This is a genomic window from Bradyrhizobium sp. Kon37 (genome assembly GCF_055807535.1).
Window position 1 is genome coordinate 159,619 of the sequence record NZ_JBVVOY010000008.1, and the last position, 23,693, is coordinate 183,311.

The following is a 23,693-nucleotide window of genomic DNA, read 5'->3' on the forward strand; positions in this document are numbered from 1 at the left end:
CTCCGGCGTGTCAAAAGCCCGACGAACATCATCGCGCGTTGCGACCGCTTCCACCGTGAGCCAGGTCACGGAACGGACCTTCGAGCTGCCTAGCCGAAGCGCAGCCGTGAACGTTCCCTGGCCTTTTCCGCCTCGACCTCACGGTCGCGCGCAGGGGCATGGGTGTGCAGCGATGTCAGGAGTTTTCGCGCAGCCTCCGAGACCTCCGCCACCGCACGGTCGAAGGCCGCCTCGTTGGCCTGCGACGGCTTATTGAAGCCGGACAGCTTTCGAACGAACTGGAGCGCGCTGGCGTGGATCTCATCCTCCGTCGCCTCCGGCTCGAAGTTGAACAGCGTCTTGATGTTGCGGCACATGCAGCCTCTCCTGACCTTTCCCTCAAGGACGACCGGCGGAAACGAAATCCTACATCCTTCCGGACAGTTCTGCTAAGTTCCGCCGCAACGCGGCCGCCGACCAGAGCCGCACGGGGGAAATAGACATGAAAGCTTCTTGCGCCGCGCTGTCAGCCATCCTGTTATCGGTCTCGTTGGCGGCCCTCTCGACATCCGCAAGGGCGGCCGATTATCCGGCGCCGAAACAGGGCGACTGGGTCGCCAGGGATTTCAAGTTCCACACCGGCGAGACCATGCCGGAGCTGAAGCTGCACTACACCACGGTGGGTGAGCCGAGCGGCCAGCCGGTCCTTGTGCTGCACGGCACCGGCGGCTCAGGCGCGAGCATGCTGTCACCCGCCTTTGCCGGCGAGCTGTTCGGCGCGGGGCAGCCACTTGATGCCTCCAAATATTACATCATCATTCCCGACAATGTCGGCCATGGCAAATCGTCAAAACCGTCCGACGGGATGAAGACGAGCTTCCCGAAATACGGTTACGAGGACATGGTCGAAGCTCAGTATCGCCTGGTGACGGAAGGGCTCGGGGTCAAGCACCTGCGGCTCGTCATCGGCAATTCGATGGGCGGCATGCACACCTGGCTGTGGGGCGAGAAATATCCGAAGGCGATGGACGCGCTGATCCCGATGGCCTCGCAGCCGACCGAGATGGCGTCGCGCAACTGGATGCTGCGGCGGATCATGCTCGACACCATTCGCAGCGATCCCGACTACAATGGCGGCAATTACACCGGCCAGCCGCGCATGATGAAATACGCGATCACCGCCTACGGCATCGCGAGCATCGGCGGAACGCTGGCCTATCAATCGCAGGCGCCGACGGCAGCAAAGGCCGACAAGATCGTCGACGAGCGGCTGGCCATGCCGATCACGGCAGATGCCAACGACTTCGTCTACCAGTGGGAGTCCTCGCATGACTACAATGCCGGCGAGAAGCTGGAGGCCATCGAAGCGCCGCTGCTGCTGATCAATTCCGCCGACGACGAACGCAACCCGCCCGAGACCGGCATCACGGACGCTGCGATGACGCGGGTCAAGAACGGCAAACTGCATCTCATCCCGGCCAGCACCGAGACGCGCGGCCACGGCACCACCGGAAACGCCAAATTCTACAGCGAGCAGGTCCAGCAATTGCTGCAAGCCGCGCCGCAGCAAACGATCGAATCTGCACGCCGCTGAGTTTGCATCGCATCAACGGCCATCTACCCCGCATATTATTTGAGCATGCATTACGCTGACGGCTCGGGCTTAATTGCGTCGATGTCCGAATCGACGCGTGGGATAATCGCGCGCCGACGGCACGACACGCGATGAGGAGGATCGCATGCACAGGCTCGCACTGTGCGTTTGGCTGGCCACGCTGACGGGCGCCGCGCTTGCGTTCGACAACGGGCAATATGATCACGTCCCGCCCGACATCCGCGCCTGGTTCAAGAGCGTGATCGCACCGAACGGCGTGCCCTGCTGCGACGTCTCCGACGGCCATCGCACCGAGTACGACGTGCGCAGCGGCGCCTATTGGCTGCCGATCGAGGGACAATGGATGGAGGTGCCCGAGCGCGCCATCATCCGCGACCGCGGCAATCCGGTCGGCCAGGCCGTGGTGTGGTACGTCCATCACCGCGGAGCCGTCATCATCAGTTGCTTCGTGCCGGCCGATGCGGTGTAGCGCGCGATAGCGCCTCGGCGCCGCGCGTGCTAGTTGGGCCGATGGCTCCTGCGAACGACAGAACGCACGCTGTGATGCGCTTTGTGCTGGCAGCGTTTTACATCGCGGCCGGCATCGCGCATCTCCTGGCCCCCGACAAGCTGCTTGCGATCACGCCGGCCTGGGTTCCGTTTGCAACACAGCTGATCCTCATCACTGGCGTCTGCGAGATCGCAGGCGCAATTGCGCTGGTGACGAAACCGCTGCGCTGGTGGGCGGGCGTTGCGCTCGCGCTCTATGCGCTTTGCGTATGGCCGGCCAACATCAAGCACGCCCTGGAGGGCATCGACCTTCCACCCATCCCCGACAGCTGGCTCTATCACGGGCCGCGGCTGGCGTTTCAGCCGGTCTTGATCTGGTGGGCTCTGTATTGTGCTGGCGTGATCGACTGGCCGTGGTGGCGCGACAAGGGGGATAGCGATCGCGCCGGGAGATGATATTCTCAGACATTCCACCAGGGAGACCTTCGTGACTGATCTTTGCGCCGAAGACCTCGCCACCATCTATGCCCAGCCGAGCCCGCGCGTGATCGCGAAAGCGCGCCCCGCGATCGATGCGCACGCGAAGAAATTCATCGAGATGTCGCCGTTTTGCGTGCTCGCGACGTCGGGAGCCGATGGCAGCGTCGATGCCTCACCGCGCGGCGGCGGCGTTGGCTTCGTCCACGTCGCCGGCCCCAACCAGCTGCTGATGCCTGATCGCTCCGGCAACAACCGGATCGACAGTTTTCGGAATGTGGTGGAGGGCTCGGGCTTCGTACATCTGTTATTCTTCGTCCCCGGCATCGACGAGACGCTGCGCGTCGGCGGCCGCGGCACGCTGTCGGCCGATCCGGACCTGCTCGCCTCGATGGTGGAATTTGGCAAAGCGCCGCGCGCGGTGCTGAACGTCGCCGTCAGCGAAGTCTATTTCCACTGCGGCAAGGCCCTGATGCGCTCGAAGCTGTGGTCATCCGAGAAAGTGCCGCGCTCGGTGATGCCGAGCATCGTCGAGGTGGTCCACGAGCAGACCGGCCTTGGTGAGCCGCAGAGCCAGGAGATCGTGGAAGCGCTCTACAAGACGCAGTTGTAGCTGGGCTTTCGAACTGCACACGGGCGTCATGCCCGGGCTTGTCCCGGGCATCCACGTCTTCGTTGCGGGGTAGCACGTGGATGGCCGGGACAAGCCCGGCCATGACGAATGGAGAGTGCGGAGTAAGAGACCTAGTGCCCCTCGCCCTCGAGCCCGCCGACGTGCTTCTGGGTATAGAGCTCGAGGCCGATGCGGCCGATCAGGTCGAGCTGGGTCTCGAGGAAGTCGATGTGGTGCTCCTCGTCGCTCATCAGTTTCTCGAACAGGTCGCGTGTCACGTAGTCCTTGACGCTGTGGCAGTAGGTCGCCGCTTCCTGGTAGAGCGCCCGCGCGCTCATCTCGGCGGCGAGATCGCACTCGATGATCTCCTTGACGTTCTGGCCGATACGCAAGGGATCGAGCACCTGCATGTTCGGGAAGCCGTCGAAGAACAGGATCCGCTCGGTGAGCTTGTCGGCGTGCTCCATCTCCTCGATGGACTCCTTGCGCCAGACCTTTGACATGTCCCGCAGGCCCCAATTGTCGAGGAAGCGGTAGTGCAGCCAGTACTGGTTGATCGCAGTCAGTTCGTGACGCAGTGCCTTGTTGAGATAGTCGATAACTTTTGCGTCGCCCTGCATGGTTCACTCCAGCTCTTGCAGTCCAAATCGGCCGTAAACCGAATTTAGAACGCTTCTAAATGAGTTTGAAGACTGGAGCAACCGGCTACGGGGACGCAGCCGGGGAAAAGCTCAGTCAGGGTCGCGGAAGATTTCAGCAGGCCGCGAGGGCGAACTCGGCCGGCTGGGCCGTCTCGTCATTGGCAGCCACACTGTGGTTGTGCGGGCAGCCGGAGCAGCAGGACGAGGCACAGGGGCCGAGCGCTTCGTCGATAATGGTCTTGATCGTCCGAGCGCAGCGGCCGCATTCGGCGCTACAGCCGAGACATCCATAGACCTGCTTGGCATGGCGCACGGCGTCGTCGGACTCGGCGACGGCGGCGCGGATGTCGTCATCGCTCAGCACGTTACAGGAACAAACGATCATGGAAGCGGCAGGCCCTTTGGTGATGCGCCATCATCGATATTTAAGGGGCCGGCCGGATGCAAAAGGAAAAAGCGGAATTTGAAGCTATTCCAAACTAGCCCGGAAACAGCCTAGAACGGCTCTAAAATAGGGCCTTGCGCTGGATCAAGATTGCGGCGGATCTAGTCGCCCCCGCCTCCTCCACCACCATCGCCGCCGCCTCCGCAATCCCCGCCACCACTGCCGCTATCGCTGCTGGAACAGCTGCCGCCGTCGGTCGCGCTGCCGGAACTATCGCTGGAAAACCAGCTCCCGAACGAGAAGCCGTCGCTCGTCCCCGTGGAGGTGTCGCCGCCGCCATCGCCCCCGGCGCGGGAGCGCCGCTGGCCGCGGTTCTGGAGATGGGTGATCCAGCCGTAGCCGATCGCTGAGACGATCCCGGCAGCGATCAATGCATTTATCATCGCGTTGCCCATCATCGCCCTCCCCTGGCTGAGCTGCGGTCCATGTTAATTGGTCGCCCCCGGCAAAGGTGCCGTTCATTGATCATTCAAAGGAAATATGGAACTTTACCCCCAAAGAGTTCCCGTGTGTTTGCTCGAAAGGTCAGTCAATGAAGAAGTCGCTCCTGGCAATCGCTGCCGTCGCCGCTGTGGCCCTTAGCGCCGTTACACCAGCCCAGGCGCAACGCGGCGTCGCCGCGGGCGTGGCGGCCGGGATCATCGGGGGCGCCATCGTCGGTGGGGCGCTGGCCTCTCCGTACTATTACGGACCGGGCCCCGGCCCCGGCTACGCATATGGTCCGGGATATGGCCCCGGCTACTATCCGCCGCGCTACTACGCGCCGGGCCCGGGCTACGTCGCCGACGACTATTACGGCAACGGCTGCGTTTGGCAGAAGCAGCGTTTCTGGGACGGTTACGCCTGGCGGGTCCGCCGCGCGCGAGTCTGTGGCTGAAGTCGCCGCAAGCCGGTTGATTCCAGCTGCGCCGTTCATCCAGGGGCCTGAAAAAGACCGCTTTTTCTCGTCACAGCTCCGTGCGCGTTTACCGGGGATTGACCATTTGCGCGCTTCCTAGCTGCAAGGCCAATTCCATCAGAGTCTGCGTGAACCTTTGAACCCCGGACGCTCCTAACAAGGAGCATCCATCTCTCAGGAGAGCCAAGAGTATGAAGAAGACTTTAGTTGCCGCCCTTACGGTTGCGACGATCGCCGGTTCGCTGGTGACCGCCACGCCGTCCGCCCAGGCCCATGACGGCGTCGGCGTCGGCATCGCAGCCGGCCTGATCGGCGGCGCGATCGTCGGCGGCGCCATCGCATCGAGCCGTCCCGCCTATGGTGGACCGGTTTATGTGGCCGAGCCCGGCCCGCCGCCCCCGCCCTGCTACTGGCAGCGCCAGCGCTACTGGGATGGCTACGGCTGGACCGTCCGCCCGGTTCGCGTTTGCTACTGATCTGATCGCATGGCGCTCATGAGCGCCGCGATCGAAGCCCGGCCGAACACCTCGGCCGGGCTTTTTTGTTTTAGCCAGCCCTGCGCGCCTATCGCGCCGCCTGGATCGAGCGCAGCACCTCTTCGCTCGGCCAGCAATCGACCTTGAGGCCTGCGGACTTCTGGTAGGCGCCGAGCGCAGCGCGCGTCTGCATGCCGGCCTTGCCGTCGATCTTGTCCTTGTAGAGCCCGACGCGCGTGAGCCCGCGCTGCATCGCCTCGACGTCCTTAGTTCGCAATTGCTTCGAGGCAGACCACGGCGTCGCGAACGGTTGCGGGCTCGTCATGCGGTCGGCGAGATGGCCGACGAACAGCACGTAGAGATCGGAGAAATTGTACTCCTTGATGACGAAGTAGTTCTTCGTGGTCAGGAAGGACGGGCCGTAGATCCCTTCCGGTTGCAGCAGCGAGGCCGGCTGCGCCTGCTCGGCGGCAGTGAGCTTTTGTCCACGCACCGGCACAAAGCCTTCGCGCAGCCACTGTCCGATCGGCTTCGTCACCTCGGGCACGCCGGCGGTACAATCGACCTTGGCCGGTGCCTGTACCTCGTAAGCCCAGCGCACGCCGCTCTGCCAGCCCTTGTTGACGAGCTGCTGCGCGGCGGAGGCCAGCGCATCCGGCACCGAATGCCAGATATCGATACGGCCGTCGCGATCGAAATCGACACCGTGCTTGTAATATTCGGACGGCAGGAATTGCGTGAGCCCGGTCGCGCCGGCCCAGGACGAGCGCATGTCCTTGCGTGTCACCACGCCGTCACCGAGAATTTTCAGCGAGAGGATGAACTCGTTGCGATAGGTGTCCTTGCGGCGGCCGACATAGGCCTGCGTCGCCAGCACACGGACGAGATCGTAGGGCAGTGTGTAGCGGCCATAGTCGGTCTCGCGGCCCCAGATCGCCAGCATGACGGTGGCGGGCACGCCCGAGCTCTTCTCGATCTCGCTCAGGGCCTGACGATATTTTTGCAGCAGCCGCTGCCCCTCGCCCGCAAGCCGCGCGATCGAGGCTTCCCTGACATAGTCGGCCGGCACTTGCACGAACTCGGCCTGCGACGGCGCACCGGTCGCGGGCCGCCCCGGCAGGATCAGATCCGGCAGCTTGTAGTCAGGCTCGAGGCCGCGCGTCTCTTGCTCGAACGTCGAGCGCGACACGCCTGCGGTCTCCGCCTCCGGCCACAGCGAGGCGATGAACTGCGTGAAGGCGGCGTCGGCAGCGCGGGCGGGCGACATGCCGCAGGTGATAGCGATCACCGCAGCTATGAGCACCCGCCGCATCATGCCGGGATCACCGCGTCAGCTTCTTGTACTTCACGCGGTGCGGGATGATGCTGTCCTGGCCGAGCCGGCGCATCTTGTCCTTCTCGTAGTCCTGGAAGTTGCCCTCGAACCATTCGACATGGCTGTCGCCTTCGAAGGCCAGGATGTGGGTCGCGATGCGATCGAGGAACCAGCGATCATGGCTGATGATGACGGCGCAACCGGCAAAATCCTCCAGCGCCTCTTCGAGCGCACGCAGGGTGTCGACGTCGAGATCGTTGGTCGGCTCGTCGAGCAGCAGCACGTTGGCGCCGGATTTCAGCATTTTCGCAAGGTGCACGCGGTTGCGTTCGCCGCCGGAGAGCGCGCCGACTTTCTTCTGCTGGTCGGCGCCCTTGAAGTTGAACGACGAACAATAGCCGCGTGAATTGACTTCCCTCTTGCCGAGCAGGATCAGCTCGTTGCCGCCGGAGATCTCCTCCCACACGTTCTTGCTGCCATCGAGCGCGTCGCGCGACTGGTCGACGTAACCGAGATGCACGCTCTCGCCGACCGTGATGGTGCCTTTGTCCGGCTGTTCCTGCTTGGTGATCATCCTGAACAGCGTGGTCTTGCCGGCGCCGTTGGCGCCGATCACGCCGACGATACCGCCGGGCGGCAGCTTGAAAGTGAGATCGTCGATCAGCATGCGATCGCCGAAACCTTTGCTGAGCCCTTCGAAGTCGACCACGTTCTGACCTAGGCGCTCGGCCACCGGAATCGTGATCTGCGCGGTCTGGGTCTGCTTTTCGCTCGCCTGTTTCAGCAGTTCGTCATACCGCTGATAGCGCGCCTTGGATTTGGCCTGGCGGGCTTTCGGCGAGGACGCGATCCATTCCTGCTCGCGGGCCAGCGTCTTCTGATGCGCAGCGTCCTCGCGGCCCTCCTGCTCGAGCCGCTTCTGCTTCTGCTGCAGCCAGGACGAGTAATTGCCCTCGTAGGGAATGCCCTTGCCGCGATCGAGCTCGAGAATCCAGCTCGTGACGTTGTCGAGGAAGTAGCGGTCATGGGTGACGATCAGGATCGCGCCGGGATAGTTGCGCAGATGGCCTTCCAGCCACGACACCGATTCCGCGTCGAGATGGTTGGTCGGCTCGTCGAGCAGCAACAACTCAGGCTGGTCGAGCAACAGCTTGCACAGCGCGACACGGCGGCGCTCACCGCCGGAGAGTTTCGATACATCGGCATCGTCGGGCGGACAGCGCAGCGCATCCATGGCCTGGTCGACCTTGCTGTCGAGATCCCAGAGGCCCTGGGCCTCGATCTCGTCCTGCAGCTTGGTCATCTCGTCGGCGGTCTCCTCGGAGTAGTTCATCGCCAGCTCGTTGTAGCGATCGAGGATGGCCTTCTGTTTGGCGACGCCCAGCATGACGTTCTCGCGCACGCTGAGTGCCGGATCGAGATGCGGCTCCTGCTCGAGATAGCCGACGCGGGCGCCCTGGGCGACCCAGGCTTCGCCGTTATATTCCTTGTCGAGGCCGGCCATGATCTTGAGCAGCGTCGACTTGCCCGAGCCGTTGACACCGAGCACGCCGATCTTGGCGTCCGGGTAGAAGCTCAGATGGATGTTATCGAGCACCTTCCGGGTCGGGTAGCTCTTGGTCAGGCCCTGCATGAAATAGATGAACTGGCGCGCCATCGGTCCCGAAAACCTTCGATTTGAGGAAATTTGCTTGCCGCCGATGTAGCGATCCCGCCCCCAAAGGGCAATGTTTTCCCTCCGTTCACCACGGATGAATACGGGCCGGACACCATCCCGCCGCCGATCCGGACAATTGAAACCATCTTTTAATAAATCAGGCCAAAGCTCGTTTTCGCGCGGAAACAGCGCCACCCGCTCAGAATGAACGGGAGCACAGCGAGACAGCGTCATGGCCATGATCGAGACCCATTCCCTCCCCGTTCCGGCGGAAGCCGCCAGCGCCTCCGCATTTGCCTCGGAGATCAAGGGCTTCTGGAAGCGTTTCTTCGCCACCGCTTTCAATCCCTACCGGCCCGAACTGCACTACATGCGCGGCCCCGGCCCCGCCTGGCGCGCCAAGCACGGCATGAATGCGCCGTTCCGGCTCAAGCCCCGCGACCTCTGAGGCTTTATCAGCTGTCGGATTTTTGAAGACGCGAACGGCTTGCGCACGGTCCTGATTGCGCGCAACCATGGCCTGGTTCCACCTCTTGCCATGGAAGAACGCTGATGACGCGGCTGCGCTGTGCAATTCTCGACGACTATTTCAACCTCGCCCTCGACGTCGCCGATTGGCAAAGCCTGTCCGACCGGATCGACGTCACCGTGTTCAGCCACCCCTTCGCCTCCGAGCAGGCCGCGGCGAGCGCGCTGGCCGATTTCGAGATCGTCTGCGCGATGCGCGAGCGCACCGCGTTCCCGAAGAGCCTGTTCGAGAGCCTGCCGAAGCTGAAGCTGCTGCTGACCTCAGGCATGCGCAACGCCTCGATCGACATGGAGGCCGCCAAGGCGCGGGGCGTCACGATCGGCGGCACGCAATATTCACGCGATCCGACTGCGCCCCTCACCATGGGCCTGATCCTGGAACTGACCCGTGGGATCGGCCGCGAGAACGCGCGCATGCATGCGGGCGAGCCCTGGCAGACCTTTGCCGGCATCGAGATCGAGGGATTGACGCTCGGCGTCGTCGGGCTCGGCAAGCTCGGCAGCAAGATGTCGGGTATCGCGAAGGCGTTCGGCATGAACGTGATCGCCTGGAGCCCGAACCTGACCCCGGAGAAGTGCAAGGACGCCGGCGCCGGCTACGCCACCAAGGAGGAGCTGTTCGCCAAGGCCGATATCGTCAGCATCCATGTGGTGCTGAGCGAGCGCTCGCGTGGGCTGGTCGGGGCTGCCGATCTCGCGCGGATGAAACCGACGGCCTTCCTCGTCAACACCGCGCGCGGGCCGATCGTGGACGAGCAGGCGCTGCTTGAGGCGTTGCAGCAGAAGAGGATTGCAGGCGCCGGCATCGACGTGTTCTCGGTCGAGCCGCTGCCGACGGACCATCCCTTCCGCAAGCTCGACAACCTCGTGCTGACGCCGCATCTCGGCTACGCCACCGAGGACGGCTTGCGCATCCATTACGGCCAGATGGTCGAGGCGATCGACGCCTTCACCAAGGGCAGCGGGCTGCCGCGGAAGCTGGCCTGAAGCCTCAGGCCGCCGTGCGGTGGCTGGCGGGCTGCCGCGCCGCATCGGCAAAGCCGTCGCGCCAGGAGGCATGCGCCGGCAGCCAGCCGAACTCGCGCTTTGCCTTGGCGTTGGATGCTCCGCGCACCTCCGTCATCATCGCAACCATATGCTCGCCCGCAAGCAGGCGCCCGAGCCAGGCGGGAATGTGACGCGGCGGCTTGGCACCAAGCAATTCGGCCAGCGCGGGCAACCAATCCTTCACCTGCGCCGGATGATCGTCGACGATATTGTAGATGCTGCCGGCGCGTCCGCGTTCAAGCGCGGCGAGCGTGGCAGAGGCGGCATCTTCGGTGTGAATGAATGACCACGTGCCGCCGCCATCGCCGATCACCGGCACACGCCGGTGGCGCAACTGGTCGATCATCGCCGGCGAGAGCGTGCCGGTGCCAGGTCCATAGAAGAATCCATAGCGCAGCACGATGCCCTGCGGCGTCGTTGAAGCGGTGACGCTTCGCTCCAGATACCGGATCGCCTCAAGCGTGCGTCGCAGCTCTCGCGGCGGATGCGAGTCGAGCTCATCGGTCTCGGTCTTCACCGTTCCCCCGGCGCGACTGAAGGTCCAGCCGCAGAAGCTTTGCGCGATGAAGCGCCTGGCGCCGGCCTCGCGTGCGGCGTTGAGCAGAATGTCGGTTCCGCGGGTGCGGAGCTCGTTGGTTCGGTTGAAAGCCCGATCGAAATGCCGGAGGTCCGTGGCGGCCGCGAGATCTGTCATCTGGTGGATGACGGCGTCGGGCTTTGCCGCAATCACCGCAGCGCGCATGCTGTCGGCATGGAGGCCGTCGGCGACGACCGGCTCCCCACCCAATCGCCGCACAAGCTCTGTTTTTGCCGCACTCCGTGTCGTGCCGATCACCGAATGACCCGCGGCGACCAGCGCCGGAACAAGATACTGACCGACCGCGCCGGTCGCGCCCGCAACAAAGATGCGCATCCTGTGCTCCTCAATTCGTTGCAATCCTCCCGGACGTAGTCGAGGTGCGGAGCCGTTCAAGTATGCGTAAGCGAGACATACACGCATGCGTCAAATGATGACGGCGCGTGACCGAAGGTCACGCGCCGTCATCAGATCAATTCTTGCTAGATCAATTCTTGTGAGGCCGGTTCAGCGCACGGTGACGGGCGCGGGCAGCGGGGGCACCACTGTCGGCTGGGTGCCTCCGACCGGGCCGGCCTGCGCGGCCATTGGTGCGGGGCCGGCAGTGCCGGGCATGGGCGCGGCGGATGCGGTCGCCGTTCCCGGCGGCGGACCACCCGGCATCACGACCACGCGGGTGCCGACCTTGACGCGATCGAACAAGTCGGAGACGTCCTCGTTCAGCATGCCGATGCAGCCGGACGACACGAACTTGCCGATCGTCGAGGGCTGGTTGGTGCCGTGGATGCGGTAGACGGTCGAGCCGAGATACATCGCGCGGGCGCCGAGCGGATTGCCGGGACCGCCGGCCATGAAACGCGGCAGATAGGGCTGGCGCTCGATCATCTCGGTCGGGGGATGCCAATCCGGCCACTCGGCCTTGCGGGTGATCTTCTGCACGCCGGTCCAGGTGAAGCCGTCGCGGCCGACGCGGACGCCGTAGCGGATCGCACGGCCGTTGCCGAGCACGTAATAGAGGTAGGTGTTCGGGGTATCGACGATGAGTGTTCCGGCCGGCTCCTTGGTCGCCAGCGAAACCTCCTGGCGGCGCAGGTTCTGCGGCAGCTGCGCCGGAGCAGCGTCAGGCTGCTCCTCGGGCGGGAGCGAGGCGATCGCCATCGGCCGGCCGTCGGCACCCACGGGCGGCTGCCCGGCCTGGACCGTTCCGGTCGCGCCGGGACCACCGACTGCCTCGGGCGGACGCAGGCCGTCACTGCCGGGCGCCTGCGCCGGACGATCGGCGTAGATCACCGCGGGCGGGCCGGCAGGGCGGCCGTATCGCGGATCGTCGGGTGATGTCACGGGCCCCTGCGGCGGCGCGGCCGAATAGACGGGGGCGCCGGCGGGACGGCCATAACGGGGATCATCGGGCGACATCACCGGCCCCTGCGGCGGCGCGGCGGAATACACCGGGGGAGCGCCGGGCGGACGGCCGTAGCGCGGATCCGGGCCGGGCGGCGGCAGCGCTGCCTGCGGCATCGCATCGTCTTCATCGTCCATAGCGTCGAAATTCGGCGCGCGGTCGCCGGGCCGATATTCGGCCGGCGCGCCATAGCTCGGCGCCTGCTGGACCGGATAGCTCTGGGCCTGCGCGAGCGAGGTTCCCGCCGCAGCGACTGTTGCGGCAGCGCATATCGTCAGAAAATGTTTGATCATCATCGCTCTTGTATAGTCCCCGGGCCCCGTCCGGACCGTTAACGGCCAGATGACGGAAGATAGCGGCACATTCAAGACATGACAGGCGGATTTGTGCCCGATTTGCCGATTTGTGATCCGCAAGACTACCGTTGCCTGCTTGCATCAGGGGACGAAAATCAGCCCACGCCCGAGATCGCAGGAGTCGCCGGCTCCGTTTTTTACGGAACGGCGCGGAATCGTTGCGGTATGTTCGAATCAGCCTGATTCGCCTCCGCTTTGAGCTTCGATCCCCGCGTGGCGAACGCGGCAAGCAGTACCGTCACCGCGTTCAGATGGCTCATGGGCCCTGGCCACTTCGCCGCCGGGGCGGAAATTCGCAATCCCTCGATGCTTCCCGGCTTTCGCTTCCTGTTTGCCGCGATCCTGCTGTCAGCCTCCATCCTGGTATTCGGCCTGGGCGCCGCCGCGCTGCTGCGGGCGAGCCACGAGCAGTATGTCAGCAACCCCTCCTGGCGGAATGGTCCGCAGGAGCAGGTGTTTGCACAAGCTCCCGAACCGGCCCAGCCGGTGCTCGCGGTCCTGCGCACCGAACCGGAAGCAGCCACCGATCCGACGCCGTCGCTGCGCGATCAAGTCCCGACCATCGCGCTGCCGATGAGCGAGCCCGAACAAGTGGTCGCGCTGACGACTGAGACCGACGGTCAGCCGCAGGTCGCTGCACCTCCGGCCGACGTCCCGGCCGAACCGGAGGCCAAGGCCGAGAGGACGCCGGACGCCGCGACGCCGGCCTCGAGCAACACGCTTACTCCGGCCGACGCCAGCGCATCCATCGCCGAGGCCAAGCCGGTTTCGATCGCTCTCACGAGCAAACCAGCACCTGCCGCCCCCAGCGGAGCCCCGGCTTCGTCCACGTTCGACATGGCGAGCGCGAAGTTCGCCGCGCTGAACGACCTGGCGACCACGGCCTGGAAGGATCCGCCGGCGAAGGCCAAGGCCGACTCTAAGGCCGACAGCGGTTCGCCGGAGAGCAAGGCGACCAAGCCGCGGGCGCATCGCGTGAAGAAGCGCCGCCGCATTGTCCGGGGTCCGCCGCCGCCGGTTCAGCAACTCGATCCGTTCGGGCAGCCGCAACCCACGCTCGCCGCAACGACGACCGCGCGCGCACGTCAGTAGGGTTACGCCGGCCCCGTTGCGATCGGCGGTCCCTTTTCCTGCCCCCATTCCGACCACGAGCCGTCATAGAGCGCGGTGTCGGTGATGCCGAGGCGATAAAGCGCCAGCGTCAGCACGCCGGCAGAGACCCCGGAGCCGCAGCTCGTCACGATCGGCGCATCGAGCCTGACGCCGGCGTTGGTGAAGGCAGCGCGGAGATCATCGAGCGGCTTCATCGTGCCGGTCGCGGCGTCGAACAGGAGGTTGTAGGGCACGTTGCGCGCGCCCGGGATATGGCCGGAGCGGATGCCCGCGCGCGGCTCCGGCGCCCGTCCCTTGAACCGGTCGGCGGCGCGCGCGTCGATCACCTGCTCGGCACGGCTTTCGACGTTGGCGATCAATTGCTGCATGCTGCGCACGCGCTTGGAATCGTAGCTCGCCTTGAACGTCGCGGGCTTCGGCTTCGCCTCGCCGCTCTCGACCGGACGCCCCTCGGCGCGCCACTTCTTCAGGCCACCATTGAGGATGCGCACATTGCCGTGGCCGAAAGCCAGGAACATCCACCACGCGCGGGGAGCGGCGACCCAGCCGCCGGCATCGTAAATCACGACGGTGTCGGCATTGGAGATGCCGAGATGACCGACGTCGCGGCCGAACTGCTCGGCGCTCGGATACATGTGCGGCAGCGGGTTGGAATGGTCCGAGACCGCGTCGACGTCGAAGAACACCGCGCCCGGCAGATGCGCGGCAAGATAATCATCCTTCGGCAATGGCAGCACGCCGGGCAGCTTAAAGCTGGCGTCGAGCACCTTGACGTTGGCATCGTTGATGTGGGCGGCGAGCCATTCGGTGGAGACGAGGGGATCGGTGGGGGTGGTCATTAGGGTGCTCCGGCGGTTGTCCCAGTCGTCATGGCCGGGCTTGTCCCGGCCATCCACGTTCTTCTTGCGGCGAAGACGTGGATGCCCGGGTCATCCAGCGCGAAGACGCGCTTCGCGCTTTTGCCCGGGCATGACGGAGTGTGTGGCGAGAGAGGTATTCACCTCACCCCTTCTTCTTCGGCTCCCACTGCTCGACGGGGCCGCCGGCGTCGCGCCAGGCGGCGTAGCCGCCGGCGATGTGGGCGACGGGCTTGAGGCCCATGTCCTGCGCGGTCTTGGCGGCGAGCGCAGAGCGCAAACCACCGGCGCAATGGAAGACGAACTTCTTGTCCTCCTGGAACACCGGCTTCGCATAAGGACTCTGCGGATCGATCCAGAATTCGAGCATGCCGCGGGTGCAGGCGAACGCGCCGGGGATGCGGCCGTCACGCTCGATCTCGCGGGGATCGCGGATATCGACGATGACGACGTCGCCGTTCTTGGAGATCTCGATGGCGTCCTTGGCGGTGAGCGTCTCGATCTCGGCATTGGCCTCGTCGATCAGCGCCTTGATGCCGCGGGTGATGGTCTGGGGCACGTGGTTCTCCCTCTTGTTGTCATTCCGGGGCGCGCGGAGCGCGAGCTAGTGCGTCAATTCCTTCATCGCACCCTCAAGCCCCTCGATCGTGATCGGGTACATGCGGTTGGCGAAGATGCGTTTGATGATGGTGGTGGATTCCGAATAGTCCCAGTGCTTCTGCTGCACGGGATTGAGCCACACCGAATGCGGATAGGTGCGGATGATGCGGTCGAGCCAGACCGAGCCGGGCTCCTCGTTGACGTGCTCGACCGAGCCGCCGGGCACCATGATCTCGTAAGGGCTCATCGAGGCGTCGCCGACAAACACGATCTTGTAGTCGTGCGGGTATTTATGCAGCACGTCCCAGGTCGGGGTGCGGTCGGTGAAGCGGCGCTTGTTCTGCTTCCACACGCCCTCATAGAGGCAATTGTGGAAGTAGAAATACTCCATATGCTTGAACTCGCTCTTCGCGGCCGAGAACAACTCCTCGACCTGCTCGATATGCGCGTCCATCGAGCCGCCGATGTCGAAGAACACCAGCAGCTTCACCGCGTTGCGTCGCTCGGGCCGCATGTGCACGTCGAGATAGCCGTGATTGGCGGTCTCGCGGATGGTGGTGTCGAGATCGAGCTCGTCAGGCGCGCCGGTGCGCGCGAACTTGCGCAGGCGGCGCAGCGCCACCTTGATGTTGCGGATGCCGAGCTCGACATTGCCGTCGAGATCCTTGAACTCGCGCTTGTCCCACACCTTCACGGCGCGGTTGTTGCGGTTCTTGTCCTGGCCGATGCGGATGCCTTCGGGATTGTAGCCATGGGCGCCGAACGGCGAGGTGCCGGCGGTGCCGATCCACTTCGAGCCGCCCTGGTGCCGGCCCTTCTGCTCCTCGAGGCGCTTCTTCAGGGTCTCCATGAGCTTGTCCCAGCCCATGGCCTCGATCTGCTTCTTCTCTTCGTCCGTCAGGTATTTCTCGGCGAGCTTCTTCAGCCACTCCTCGGGGATCTCGGCCCCCTCCATGGCGTCGAGCAGGCTTTCCAGCCCCTTGAAGACGGTGCCGAAGACGCGGTCGAACTTGTCGAGGTTGCGCTCGTCCTTCACCAGCGAGGTGCGCGAGAGATAGTAGAAATTCTCGACCGAGTAGTCCGCGAGGTCAGCGTCGAGCGCCTCCATCAGCGTGAGGTATTCGCGCAGCGTCACGGGGACCTGCGCATCGCGCAGAGAAGTGAAGAATTGCAGGAACATGGGTGACAGATTGCCCGTCGGGGGGCGAACGTCAAGGGGCGGAGGCCACTGCTCTGCGCTGGACCGGGAGGCTTTTTGCTCTAGAATTGGCGGTCTCACGGGGTTGTTTTGGGGACGTTTGCAATGGGAATTCTCGCAGCGCTCATCATTGGCGCGATCGCAGGCTGGCTTGCCGGCAAGATTGTCCATGGGGCGGGATTTGGGCTGATCGGCAACATCGTCGTCGGCATCATCGGTGCGCTCGTGGCGAGCTGGATTCTGCCTCAGCTGCATATCCAGCTCGCAACCGGCACGGTCGGGGCCATCGTGGATGCCACGATCGGCGCGGTGATTGTGCTCGTCATCCTTTCGCTGATAAAACGGGTCTGAAAGCCTGACCGAACCAGGAACGGCCGCCACGCGCGGCCGTTCCGTTTGTTGGACCAGGGCCATGAAACTGGCAATTCAAACTGGCAATTCCTGGGACGACGACCAACAAGGACGCGCGATGAAATTTACCGGCACCAAGGACTATGTTGCGACCGACGATCTCAAGGTCGCGGTCAACGCCTCGATCGTGCTGGAGCGCCCGCTGCTCATCAAGGGCGAGCCCGGCACCGGCAAGACGGTGCTGGCGGAGGAAGTGGCGAAGGCGCTGAACGCCCCGCTCCTGACCTGGCACATCAAGTCCACCACCAAGGCGCAGCAGGGCCTCTACGAATACGACGCGGTGTCGCGCCTGCGCGACAGCCAGCTCGGCGATGCGCGCGTGTCCGACATCAAGAACTACATCAAGCGCGGCAAGCTGTGGGATGCCTTCACCGCCGAGCAGCGCCCGGTGCTGCTGATCGACGAGATCGACAAGGCCGACATCGAATTCCCGAATGATTTGCTGCTCGAGCTCGACCGCATGGAATTCCATGTCTACGAGACCGGCGAGACGATCAAGGCCAAGCAGCGCCCGATCATGATGATCACCTCCAACAACGAGAAGGAGCTGCCGGACGCTTTCCTGCGCCGCTGCTTCTTCCACTACATCAAGTTCCCCGATGCCGACACCATGACCCGGATCGTCGACGTCCACTTCCCCGGCATCAAGAAGCGGCTGGTCGAGGAAGCCCTGCGCATCTTCTTCGAGGTGCGCGAGGTGCCCGGGTTGAAGAAGAAGCCGTCGACCTCAGAGCTGCTCGACTGGCTCAAGCTGCTGCTCAACGAAGACATGAGCGTCGAGCAGCTGCGCGAACGCGACCCGCGCAAGCTGATCCCGCCCCTGCACGGTGCGCTGCTGAAGAACGAGCAGGACGTGCATCTGTTCGAGCGATTGGCGTTCCTGAGCCGGAGGGAAGTGTAGGCGCTAGCGCATCCGCATTGCGGGCGAGCCATCGGACAATCAACCGGTGTCGTCCTGGCGAAGGCCAGGACCCATACCGCGCGATCTATCGAAAAGACACCGACGCATGTACCGCCCACCAAACCACTTCCTGGGGTAATGGGTCCTGGCCTTCCCAGGACGACGGTGGAGAGACATTTCCTCAACCTTTCCGCATCGTCATTGCGAGCGCAGCGAAGCAATCCAGAATCCCTCCGCGGTGACAGACTGGATTGCTTCACTGCGCTCGCAATGACGGAGCAAGACAACGCGCTCAGGTGCCCCGGACGCGCTGCAGCGTGAAGCGCTGCTGCGCAGAGCCGGGACCTAAGAGGCGAACCAAGGTCGCGTGAGATGGGCCCTCCGGCTCTGAGTGCACAGCTGCACCGGGCGCTGCTTCGCATCGCTGGGGAAGCGGTGCGCTGCGTCCGGGGGCACGAGACCTTGCTACGCCACCGCCGCATCCGGCACGCGCGCGGCTTCCATCGGCTGCTTGCCGCGGATCAGGTCCGAGGCGCGGTCGGCGATCATCATGGTCGACGCATTCAAATTCGCAGAGATCATGCGCGGCATCACGGAGGCATCGATGACGCGGAGACCTTGCAACCCGTGAACGCGGAGCTGGTCGTCGACCACCGCCCAGGTGGAATCCGCCGGGCCCATGCGGCAGGTGCAGCCGGGGTGGAAGGTGGTGGTGCCGCGTTCGGTGGCGGCGGCCAAAAACTCGTCGTCGGTGTTGATGTCAGGACCCGGGAAATCCTCGTAGGCGTAATAGGGCGACAGCGGCGCACTCTTCAAAAGCCGGCGCGCCAGCTTCATGCCGCCGACGATGACGCGGCGGTCGAGCTCGGCGTCGAGATAATTGGTCTGGATGATCGGCGGCGCGAACGGATCAGACGAGCGGATTCGGACATAGCCGCGGCTCTCGGGGCGCTGCTGCCAGGAGGCCACCGTCATGCCGGGTTCGTCCTCGAGCTGGCCCTGTACGCCTTCCTTGTAGCTCGCCGGTGTGAAGGTGAGCTGCAAGTCGGAGCTGTCGGCGCTCTCGCCGGAATGCCAGAAGCAATAGACCATGGTCGGCGACAGCGACAGCAGGCCTTTGCGCGCGGTCGCCCATTTCATGGCCTCGACCCAGAGACGCCAGCCGCGGCGAAGCTCGTTGATGGTCCTGATGTCTTTGACGCGCGCGACCGTGCGCGGCGCATAATGATCTTGCAGGCCTTCGCCGACCGGAAGCGCGTGACGCACCTGGATGCCGTGGGCGCTGAGCAAATCAGGCGAGCCGATGCCGGAGAGCTGCAAGAGCTGCGGCGAATTATAAGTGCCGCCGGACAGGATCACCTCCTTGTTGGCGCGGACTTCGACCGGCGTGCCGCCCGAGCCGCCTTTCATGTAGCGCACGCCGACGGCGCGCTTACCCTCGAAGATGATCTCGGTGGCGTGCGCGTGGGTGTGGACATGGACGTTCGGCCGCTTCATCGCGGGCTTGAGGAAGGCTGTGGAAGCCGAGACGCGCAGACCCTTGTCGATGGTGCGCTGGCAGTAGGAGACGCCTTCCTGCATCGCGCCGTTGTAATCGGGATTCCGGGGAATGCCGAGCGAGACCGCGCCCTCCATGAACGCTTCGCAGAGCGGATCGCGCCAGTTCATGGTAGTAACGGTGAGATTGCCGTCGCGGCCCCGGTAAACGTCCTCGCCCTCGCCGACGCGTTTCTCCAGCCGCCGGAAGTAGGGCAGCACGTCGGCATAGCCCCAGCCGCGATTGCCCATCTGGGCCCAAGTGTCGAAATCCATGCGCTGGCCGCGATTGTAGATATGGCCATTGATCGAGGACGAGCCGCCGAGCGTCTTGCCGCGCGGCGCGTAGATGCTGCGCCCGCCGGTCCAGGGCCCGACCTCCTGCTGGTAGGCCCAGTTGATGCTCTTCATGTGGAAGGTCTTGATGAAGCCGGCCGGCAGATGGATGTAGGGATGCCAATCGCTCGGGCCCGCCTCGAGTACGCAGACGCTGGTCGCAGGGTCTTCGCTCAGCCGGCTGGTGAGCACGCAACCGGCGGAGCCCGCGCCGACGATCACATAATCAAATCTGTCCATGGTGCCTCGGCCGCCTCTAGCGCGGCTTGTCGTTGAGTTGATAATTCAAATGCATTCGCACGGTCGGCCATTCGGCCGCGGTGATGCTGTAGACCACGGTGTCGCGGAGCGTGCCGTTGGGCGCGACCTGGTGGCTGCGCAGGATGCCGTCCTGCTTGGCGCCCAGGCGCTCGATGGCGCGACGGCTCTGGTGATTGAAGAAGTGGGTGCGGAATTCCACTGCGATGCAGTCCAGGGCTTCGAAGGCGTGGGTGAGCAGCAGCAGCTTGCATTGCGTGTTGAGCGGGCCGCGCTGCGCGCTCTTGCCATACCAGGTCGAGCCGATCTCGACGCGGCGGTTGGCGGCATCGATATTCATGTAGGTCGTCATGCCCACGATCTTGCCGCTGCCATCGAACACGGTGAAGGGGAGCATCGAGCCCGCGGCCTGAAGACCGAGCCGGCGGTCGATTTCCTTGCCCATGTTGTCCGGCGTCGGAATCGCGGTGTACCAGATGGTGGAGAGCTCGCCGTCCTTCACGGCCTCGATCAGCCCCTCGCGGTGCTGATGCGACAACGGCTCCAGACCGGCATGCTGTCCGCGCAGGGTGATGGGATCAGGCCAGGGCATTGCAGGTCTCTCTCTGTTGTCGTTACGAGCGGAGCAACCAATCGAGGCTGTCAGCTCCTCATCCTGAGGAGCGCGGCACGCGCGTCTCGAAGGATGAAGGCCCCGCTGGTGGCCTCGCCCTTCGAGACGCGCGCAGGACGCGCTCCTCAGGGTGAGGGTCTGCCGGATTGCTTCGCTCCCCGCAATGACGGCTTGGCTCACTTGTTCAAAAAGTTCAACGGCAAACCGCTGCGCGGCCAGTCCATGGCGATCAGCTCGCCCTTGCCTGAGAGCGTGATGTAGGCGGTCTTGAGCTCGGGGCCGCCGAAGGCGATGTTGGTGGTGACGCGGTCGCCGGTCGGGACCTGCTCGACCAGGGTGCCATCGGGCGCGATCACCGAGATGCAGCCGGAGACGAGGGTGGCGACGCAGACATTGCCGCTCGCTTCGACCGCCAGCGAGTCGAACATCTGGTAGCCGCCGAGGCCGCAGATCGGCTTTCCCCGCTCGCCCCGATAGATCACGTCGCGCGGCTTCAGCGTGCCGGGCGCGGAGAGCTCGTAGGCCCAGAGCCTGCCCGTCGGCGTCTCCGCGATGTAGACGGTGGTCTCGTCCGGCGACAGGCCGATGCCGTTGGCCGGCAGTATGCCGTGCACGACCTCGACGATCTCTTTCATGCCGGGCTTGAGATAATACATGCCGCCGACGTCCATCTCGCGCGCGCGGCGCTTGCCGAGATCGGAGAACCAGAGGCCGCCCTGCTTGTCGAACACCAGATCGTTCGGCCCGCGCAGATCATGCTCGCCGCATTTCGTCACGACGGTCTCGATCTTTCCCGATTGCAGATCGACGCGCTGGATCGAGCCGCCGAGATAATCGTCGGGCTGCGGACCCGGCATGATCATGTTGCGGGTCGGGATCCAGGAGAAGCCGCCATTGTTGCAAATGTAGATCTTGCCGTCGGGGCCGAGGGCTGCGCCGTTCGGGCCGCCCGGAATCTTCGCGACGATCTCCTTGCGGCCGTCGGGATGAATTCGGGTCAGGCGCTGGCCGCGGATTTCCACCAGCACCACCGAGCCGTCCGGCATCACGACCGGCCCTTCGGGAAATTCGAGGTCGGTGGCGAGAACGCGGACGTTGGACATGGGGGACCCTCCCGGCTGCTTGTTATGACTTGCGCGGGATGTCCGGCACGGGCCCCACACGCAAGATTGCCCGCGGTTATGACAAAGTCGCCGGGGCTTGCCAAGCAAGCGGGATGGTATGCCAGCGTTGCGCGCTAATCTCGCACGGGTATCCAAATCTCCAGGCCGCCATTGCCGGTGGCGGGATCGAATTTCTCGTCGTAGCGTTCGAAGTTCGGCGCATCGGCAGCCTTCAGGCCGGAGGCCGGCAGCCACTGATTCCAGATCGCGGTGACGGTGCGTCTGATCGAGGCGACGTGGTCGGCGTGGGTGAACACCGCATAGCGCTGCTCGGGGATACGGATACGGCCGAAGCGGCGGGGCAGCTCGGAGAAATCGCCCACCTCGACGCCGGCAATGTAGTCGAAATTCCCAGCATCGTCGCCGTTGCAGCAGACGCCATAGGCGACCGGTCCAACGGGAGCGGGAATGTCGGCGACCTCCTGGTGGAAGCGCTGCCACAGTCCAGGAATGGCCGCGCCGTTGTCGCAGGAGATGCGCTCGTTGATGCCTGCGACGAGGAAGGCCTTTGTGGTTTCGAAGCGCGGGGTGGCGAGTTTGTCTGCGATGGTTGAATCCATGAGGATCGGCTCCTGAAGCTCGAGATGGCCGGTGCATTGCGCGGCGCGCACCGCTTCGGGCGTGGTGCCGAACTGGTCGCGGAACGCGCGGGTGAATGCTTCGTGCGAGCCGTAATCCGCCTCCAGCGCCAGCGACAGGATGTCCGGCGCGCCGTTCGCAAGACTGCGCGCCGCTTCGCTCAGCCGCCGCGCACGCACGTACCGCATCACCGGCACGCCGGTGGCTGCGGCAAACGCGCGCACGATGTGGAACCGCGACACGCTCGATATCGCAGCGATCTCGTCGAGCGTCATCGGCTCGGCCAGATGGCTCTCGACATACCAGAGCGCGCGCTGGGCTGGGTTCATGGCGTTTCTCGTTCGAAGCGCGACCATGATGCACGGAAGTCCGAAGGTTTCGCTTGATCGGCGTTGCGGTCCCGCAAGAGGATAACGCCGGATCAGCCACTGGCAACGTCCGGGCGTTCATGGCTACACTCGGGACGTCCCTGAAACCGCTCACAAGAAAGCTGAAGGAACCGCGTCATGAAGATCACCGATGTGCGGGCGCACCATATCCGCATCCCCTATGACGCCGGTGTCGCGAGCTTCCGTCAGGGCGCCTCCGCCATCACCGCCCTCGACATGGTGATGGTCGAGGTCAGCACCGACGCCGGTTTGACCGGCTGGGGCGATGCCTTCGCCTATGTCTGCCCGCGCACCACGCGCAGTGCCGTCGAGGAGATGATCGCACCGCAGGCCCGTGGGCTGGAGGTTCCCGATGCCGCCGGCATTCCTGCGGTGATGGAGCAGATCCAGCGTAATCTGCATCTGTTCGGGCGTTACGGCATCACCATGTTCGCGATCTCCGGGCTCGACATCGCGCTGTGGGACCTCGCCGCCAAGATCAAGAGCGTGCCGCTGCACCGCCTGCTCGGCAGCACCCGGCGCCCGGCCATTCCGGCCTATGCGAGCCTGTTGCGGATCGGCTCGCCCGACAACATCGCCGCCGAATGCAAGAAGGCGCTCGCGCTCGGCTATGGCGCCATCAAGCTGCACGAGACCACGGCGCCGGCAGTGTTTGCCGCGCGCGCGGCGATCGGACCCGGCATTCCGCTGATGGTGGACATGAACTGCCCGCTGTCGGGCGAAGAGGCGATCGCGTTCGCCAGGACATGCCGGGACGCGCAGCCGATGTTCCTGGAGGAGCCGGTCTGGCCGCCGGAGGATTTTACGGCACTCGCCGAGGTCCGCAGCAAGGGCGGGCTCGGCGTCGCCGCCGGCGAGAACGCCTGCACGGAATATCAATTCCGCCAGATGATGGATGCGGGCGCGGTCAGCCACGCCCAGCCGTCGGTGACCAAGGTCGGCGGCATCACGGAATTCCTGAAGGTTGCGGCGCTCGCAGATCGGGTCGGCGTCAAGATCGTTCCGCACTCCCCGTATTTCGGCCCCGGCCTGCTGGCGACCTTGCATCTGCTGGCGGGGCGCGACGACGGGTTGATCGAGATGTTTTACCTGAAGCGCGCGGCCTGCCTGTGGGGCGGCCGCGCCGATGTCGATGCCACCGGCCATGTCGCGGTGCCGACCGGACCTGGGCTCGGCTATGAGCCCGACCGTAGCGTGATGGAGCGATATCGCGTCGCCTGAGCG

At 64.6% G+C, this 23,693-nt stretch carries 27 protein-coding genes; 12 read left to right on the forward strand and 15 right to left on the reverse strand.

Annotated features, from left to right (window positions below):
- Nucleotides 1–89: 89 nt before the first annotated feature.
- A complete protein-coding gene (locus AC0L3J_RS18155; RefSeq protein WP_473347975.1) occupies nucleotides 90–356 on the reverse strand; it encodes a DUF2277 domain-containing protein in 267 nt (88 codons plus the stop codon).
- Between the two features lie 125 nt (nucleotides 357–481).
- Between AC0L3J_RS18155 and AC0L3J_RS18160 the strand changes: the two genes are divergently transcribed.
- The 4 genes from AC0L3J_RS18160 to AC0L3J_RS18175 all read left to right on the forward strand — a co-directional run bounded on the left by AC0L3J_RS18160 (nucleotide 482) and on the right by AC0L3J_RS18175 (nucleotide 3,173).
- On the forward strand, nucleotides 482–1,573 hold the full coding sequence (locus AC0L3J_RS18160) for an alpha/beta fold hydrolase (RefSeq protein ID WP_473347976.1): 1,092 nt from the start codon (nucleotides 482–484) through the stop codon (nucleotides 1,571–1,573).
- Nucleotides 1,574–1,718: 145 nt separating this feature from the next.
- On the forward strand, nucleotides 1,719–2,063 hold the full coding sequence (locus AC0L3J_RS18165; RefSeq protein WP_473347977.1) for a hypothetical protein: 345 nt from the start codon (nucleotides 1,719–1,721) through the stop codon (nucleotides 2,061–2,063).
- A gap of 41 nt (nucleotides 2,064–2,104) precedes the next feature.
- Nucleotides 2,105–2,539 (forward strand): DoxX family protein, encoded by a 435-nt coding sequence (locus tag AC0L3J_RS18170; protein ID WP_473347978.1) that lies wholly within the window; start codon nucleotides 2,105–2,107, stop codon nucleotides 2,537–2,539.
- A gap of 31 nt (nucleotides 2,540–2,570) precedes the next feature.
- Nucleotides 2,571–3,173: an MSMEG_1061 family FMN-dependent PPOX-type flavoprotein gene (locus AC0L3J_RS18175; RefSeq protein ID WP_473347979.1), complete on the forward strand. Its 603-nt coding sequence runs from the start codon at nucleotides 2,571–2,573 to the stop codon at nucleotides 3,171–3,173.
- A gap of 131 nt (nucleotides 3,174–3,304) precedes the next feature.
- Here the strand turns inward: AC0L3J_RS18175 and bfr are convergent, their stop codons facing one another.
- From bfr to AC0L3J_RS18190, 3 genes are all read right to left on the reverse strand, one after another.
- Nucleotides 3,305–3,793, reverse strand: coding sequence for a bacterioferritin (bfr, locus tag AC0L3J_RS18180; RefSeq protein ID WP_007600720.1), 489 nt, complete (start codon nucleotides 3,791–3,793; stop codon nucleotides 3,305–3,307).
- A gap of 133 nt (nucleotides 3,794–3,926) precedes the next feature.
- Entirely contained in the window at nucleotides 3,927–4,199 is a 273-nt protein-coding gene (locus AC0L3J_RS18185) for a (2Fe-2S)-binding protein (RefSeq protein WP_473288529.1), read from the reverse strand.
- A gap of 161 nt (nucleotides 4,200–4,360) precedes the next feature.
- Nucleotides 4,361–4,657, reverse strand: coding sequence for a hypothetical protein (locus AC0L3J_RS18190; RefSeq protein WP_473347980.1), 297 nt, complete (start codon nucleotides 4,655–4,657; stop codon nucleotides 4,361–4,363).
- Between the two features lie 134 nt (nucleotides 4,658–4,791).
- Here AC0L3J_RS18190 and AC0L3J_RS18195 point away from each other — a divergent pair, with 134 nt between their 5' ends.
- Entirely contained in the window at nucleotides 4,792–5,136 is a 345-nt protein-coding gene (locus AC0L3J_RS18195) for a hypothetical protein (RefSeq protein ID WP_473288527.1), read from the forward strand.
- Between the two features lie 212 nt (nucleotides 5,137–5,348).
- Nucleotides 5,349–5,633, forward strand: a complete 285-nt coding sequence (locus AC0L3J_RS18200) for a hypothetical protein (RefSeq protein WP_007613695.1) — start codon at nucleotides 5,349–5,351, stop codon at nucleotides 5,631–5,633.
- An 88-nt stretch (nucleotides 5,634–5,721) separates the two neighbouring features.
- On the opposite strand, the gene AC0L3J_RS18205 is transcribed toward AC0L3J_RS18200, so the two are convergent.
- Both AC0L3J_RS18205 and ettA read right to left on the reverse strand, forming a co-directional pair.
- Nucleotides 5,722–6,948 carry a lytic murein transglycosylase gene (locus AC0L3J_RS18205; protein ID WP_473347981.1) on the reverse strand — a complete coding sequence of 409 codons (1,227 nt, stop codon included), beginning with the start codon at nucleotides 6,946–6,948 and terminating at the stop codon, nucleotides 5,722–5,724.
- Between the two features lie 7 nt (nucleotides 6,949–6,955).
- Entirely contained in the window at nucleotides 6,956–8,605 is a 1,650-nt protein-coding gene (ettA, locus tag AC0L3J_RS18210) for an energy-dependent translational throttle protein EttA (protein ID WP_027519709.1), read from the reverse strand.
- Nucleotides 8,606–8,837: 232 nt separating this feature from the next.
- Between ettA and AC0L3J_RS18215 the strand changes: the two genes are divergently transcribed.
- Complete coding sequence (locus tag AC0L3J_RS18215; RefSeq protein ID WP_473347982.1) at nucleotides 8,838–9,053, forward strand: hypothetical protein; 216 nt, start codon at nucleotides 8,838–8,840, stop codon at nucleotides 9,051–9,053.
- 104 nt (nucleotides 9,054–9,157) lie between these two features.
- Entirely contained in the window at nucleotides 9,158–10,120 is a 963-nt protein-coding gene (locus AC0L3J_RS18220; RefSeq protein WP_473347983.1) for a D-2-hydroxyacid dehydrogenase family protein, read from the forward strand.
- Nucleotides 10,121–10,124: 4 nt separating this feature from the next.
- Here AC0L3J_RS18220 and AC0L3J_RS18225 read toward each other — a convergent pair whose 3' ends face one another.
- A complete protein-coding gene (locus AC0L3J_RS18225; protein ID WP_473347984.1) occupies nucleotides 10,125–11,093 on the reverse strand; it encodes an NAD-dependent epimerase/dehydratase family protein in 969 nt (322 codons plus the stop codon).
- 171 nt (nucleotides 11,094–11,264) lie between these two features.
- On the reverse strand, nucleotides 11,265–12,452 hold the full coding sequence (locus AC0L3J_RS18230; RefSeq protein WP_473348030.1) for a L,D-transpeptidase: 1,188 nt from the start codon (nucleotides 12,450–12,452) through the stop codon (nucleotides 11,265–11,267).
- A 321-nt stretch (nucleotides 12,453–12,773) separates the two neighbouring features.
- On the opposite strand from AC0L3J_RS18230, the gene AC0L3J_RS18235 reads away from it, so the two are divergent.
- Nucleotides 12,774–13,607 carry a hypothetical protein gene (locus AC0L3J_RS18235; RefSeq protein WP_473348031.1) on the forward strand — a complete coding sequence of 278 codons (834 nt, stop codon included), beginning with the start codon at nucleotides 12,774–12,776 and terminating at the stop codon, nucleotides 13,605–13,607.
- A gap of 2 nt (nucleotides 13,608–13,609) precedes the next feature.
- Here AC0L3J_RS18235 and sseA read toward each other — a convergent pair whose 3' ends face one another.
- From sseA to AC0L3J_RS18250, 3 genes are all read right to left on the reverse strand, one after another.
- Nucleotides 13,610–14,467: a 3-mercaptopyruvate sulfurtransferase gene (gene sseA / locus AC0L3J_RS18240; protein ID WP_473347985.1), complete on the reverse strand. Its 858-nt coding sequence runs from the start codon at nucleotides 14,465–14,467 to the stop codon at nucleotides 13,610–13,612.
- A 163-nt stretch (nucleotides 14,468–14,630) separates the two neighbouring features.
- Nucleotides 14,631–15,044 (reverse strand): rhodanese-like domain-containing protein, encoded by a 414-nt coding sequence (locus AC0L3J_RS18245; RefSeq protein ID WP_007613708.1) that lies wholly within the window; start codon nucleotides 15,042–15,044, stop codon nucleotides 14,631–14,633.
- A gap of 45 nt (nucleotides 15,045–15,089) precedes the next feature.
- Nucleotides 15,090–16,265 carry a vWA domain-containing protein gene (locus tag AC0L3J_RS18250; protein WP_018454121.1) on the reverse strand — a complete coding sequence of 392 codons (1,176 nt, stop codon included), beginning with the start codon at nucleotides 16,263–16,265 and terminating at the stop codon, nucleotides 15,090–15,092.
- 123 nt (nucleotides 16,266–16,388) lie between these two features.
- On the opposite strand from AC0L3J_RS18250, the gene AC0L3J_RS18255 reads away from it, so the two are divergent.
- Both AC0L3J_RS18255 and AC0L3J_RS18260 read left to right on the forward strand, forming a co-directional pair.
- Nucleotides 16,389–16,634: a GlsB/YeaQ/YmgE family stress response membrane protein gene (locus AC0L3J_RS18255; RefSeq protein WP_007613712.1), complete on the forward strand. Its 246-nt coding sequence runs from the start codon at nucleotides 16,389–16,391 to the stop codon at nucleotides 16,632–16,634.
- Nucleotides 16,635–16,752: 118 nt separating this feature from the next.
- Entirely contained in the window at nucleotides 16,753–17,595 is an 843-nt protein-coding gene (locus tag AC0L3J_RS18260) for an AAA family ATPase (protein WP_007600695.1), read from the forward strand.
- 465 nt (nucleotides 17,596–18,060) lie between these two features.
- On the opposite strand, the gene AC0L3J_RS18265 is transcribed toward AC0L3J_RS18260, so the two are convergent.
- The 4 genes from AC0L3J_RS18265 to AC0L3J_RS18280 form a co-directional block, all read right to left on the reverse strand.
- Complete coding sequence (locus AC0L3J_RS18265) at nucleotides 18,061–19,707, reverse strand: GMC family oxidoreductase (RefSeq protein ID WP_473347986.1); 1,647 nt, start codon at nucleotides 19,705–19,707, stop codon at nucleotides 18,061–18,063.
- 16 nt (nucleotides 19,708–19,723) lie between these two features.
- Nucleotides 19,724–20,317, reverse strand: coding sequence for a GNAT family N-acetyltransferase (locus tag AC0L3J_RS18270; RefSeq protein WP_473347987.1), 594 nt, complete (start codon nucleotides 20,315–20,317; stop codon nucleotides 19,724–19,726).
- Between the two features lie 197 nt (nucleotides 20,318–20,514).
- Complete coding sequence (locus tag AC0L3J_RS18275; protein ID WP_473347988.1) at nucleotides 20,515–21,441, reverse strand: SMP-30/gluconolactonase/LRE family protein; 927 nt, start codon at nucleotides 21,439–21,441, stop codon at nucleotides 20,515–20,517.
- Nucleotides 21,442–21,575: 134 nt separating this feature from the next.
- Nucleotides 21,576–22,409, reverse strand: coding sequence for a GyrI-like domain-containing protein (locus AC0L3J_RS18280; RefSeq protein WP_473347989.1), 834 nt, complete (start codon nucleotides 22,407–22,409; stop codon nucleotides 21,576–21,578).
- Between the two features lie 177 nt (nucleotides 22,410–22,586).
- On the opposite strand from AC0L3J_RS18280, the gene AC0L3J_RS18285 reads away from it, so the two are divergent.
- Nucleotides 22,587–23,690, forward strand: a complete 1,104-nt coding sequence (locus AC0L3J_RS18285; protein WP_473347990.1) for a mandelate racemase/muconate lactonizing enzyme family protein — start codon at nucleotides 22,587–22,589, stop codon at nucleotides 23,688–23,690.
- Nucleotides 23,691–23,693: the final 3 nt, after the last annotated feature.

Coding starts and splice junctions, on each gene's coding strand:
- AC0L3J_RS18285 (WP_473347990.1), top strand. CDS start 22,587: ATGAAGATCACCGATGTGCGGGCGCACCATATCCGCATCCCCTATGAC.
- AC0L3J_RS18160 (WP_473347976.1), top strand. CDS start 482: ATGAAAGCTTCTTGCGCCGCGCTGTCAGCCATCCTGTTATCGGTCTCG.
- AC0L3J_RS18170 (WP_473347978.1), top strand. CDS start 2,105: ATGGCTCCTGCGAACGACAGAACGCACGCTGTGATGCGCTTTGTGCTG.
- AC0L3J_RS18225 (WP_473347984.1), bottom strand. CDS start 11,093: ATGCGCATCTTTGTTGCGGGCGCGACCGGCGCGGTCGGTCAGTATCTT.
- AC0L3J_RS18165 (WP_473347977.1), top strand. CDS start 1,719: ATGCACAGGCTCGCACTGTGCGTTTGGCTGGCCACGCTGACGGGCGCC.
- AC0L3J_RS18220 (WP_473347983.1), top strand. CDS start 9,158: ATGACGCGGCTGCGCTGTGCAATTCTCGACGACTATTTCAACCTCGCC.
- bfr (WP_007600720.1), bottom strand. CDS start 3,793: ATGCAGGGCGACGCAAAAGTTATCGACTATCTCAACAAGGCACTGCGT.
- AC0L3J_RS18215 (WP_473347982.1), top strand. CDS start 8,838: ATGGCCATGATCGAGACCCATTCCCTCCCCGTTCCGGCGGAAGCCGCC.
- AC0L3J_RS18255 (WP_007613712.1), top strand. CDS start 16,389: ATGGGAATTCTCGCAGCGCTCATCATTGGCGCGATCGCAGGCTGGCTT.
- AC0L3J_RS18195 (WP_473288527.1), top strand. CDS start 4,792: ATGAAGAAGTCGCTCCTGGCAATCGCTGCCGTCGCCGCTGTGGCCCTT.
- AC0L3J_RS18260 (WP_007600695.1), top strand. CDS start 16,753: ATGAAATTTACCGGCACCAAGGACTATGTTGCGACCGACGATCTCAAG.
- AC0L3J_RS18205 (WP_473347981.1), bottom strand. CDS start 6,948: ATGATGCGGCGGGTGCTCATAGCTGCGGTGATCGCTATCACCTGCGGC.
- AC0L3J_RS18270 (WP_473347987.1), bottom strand. CDS start 20,317: ATGCCCTGGCCTGATCCCATCACCCTGCGCGGACAGCATGCCGGTCTG.
- AC0L3J_RS18185 (WP_473288529.1), bottom strand. CDS start 4,199: ATGATCGTTTGTTCCTGTAACGTGCTGAGCGATGACGACATCCGCGCC.
- AC0L3J_RS18155 (WP_473347975.1), bottom strand. CDS start 356: ATGTGCCGCAACATCAAGACGCTGTTCAACTTCGAGCCGGAGGCGACG.
- AC0L3J_RS18250 (WP_018454121.1), bottom strand. CDS start 16,265: ATGTTCCTGCAATTCTTCACTTCTCTGCGCGATGCGCAGGTCCCCGTG.
- AC0L3J_RS18190 (WP_473347980.1), bottom strand. CDS start 4,657: ATGATGGGCAACGCGATGATAAATGCATTGATCGCTGCCGGGATCGTC.
- AC0L3J_RS18230 (WP_473348030.1), bottom strand. CDS start 12,452: ATGATCAAACATTTTCTGACGATATGCGCTGCCGCAACAGTCGCTGCG.
- AC0L3J_RS18200 (WP_007613695.1), top strand. CDS start 5,349: ATGAAGAAGACTTTAGTTGCCGCCCTTACGGTTGCGACGATCGCCGGT.
- sseA (WP_473347985.1), bottom strand. CDS start 14,467: ATGACCACCCCCACCGATCCCCTCGTCTCCACCGAATGGCTCGCCGCC.
- AC0L3J_RS18265 (WP_473347986.1), bottom strand. CDS start 19,707: ATGGACAGATTTGATTATGTGATCGTCGGCGCGGGCTCCGCCGGTTGC.
- ettA (WP_027519709.1), bottom strand. CDS start 8,605: ATGGCGCGCCAGTTCATCTATTTCATGCAGGGCCTGACCAAGAGCTAC.
- AC0L3J_RS18280 (WP_473347989.1), bottom strand. CDS start 22,409: ATGAACCCAGCCCAGCGCGCGCTCTGGTATGTCGAGAGCCATCTGGCC.
- AC0L3J_RS18275 (WP_473347988.1), bottom strand. CDS start 21,441: ATGTCCAACGTCCGCGTTCTCGCCACCGACCTCGAATTTCCCGAAGGG.
- AC0L3J_RS18235 (WP_473348031.1), top strand. CDS start 12,774: ATGGGCCCTGGCCACTTCGCCGCCGGGGCGGAAATTCGCAATCCCTCG.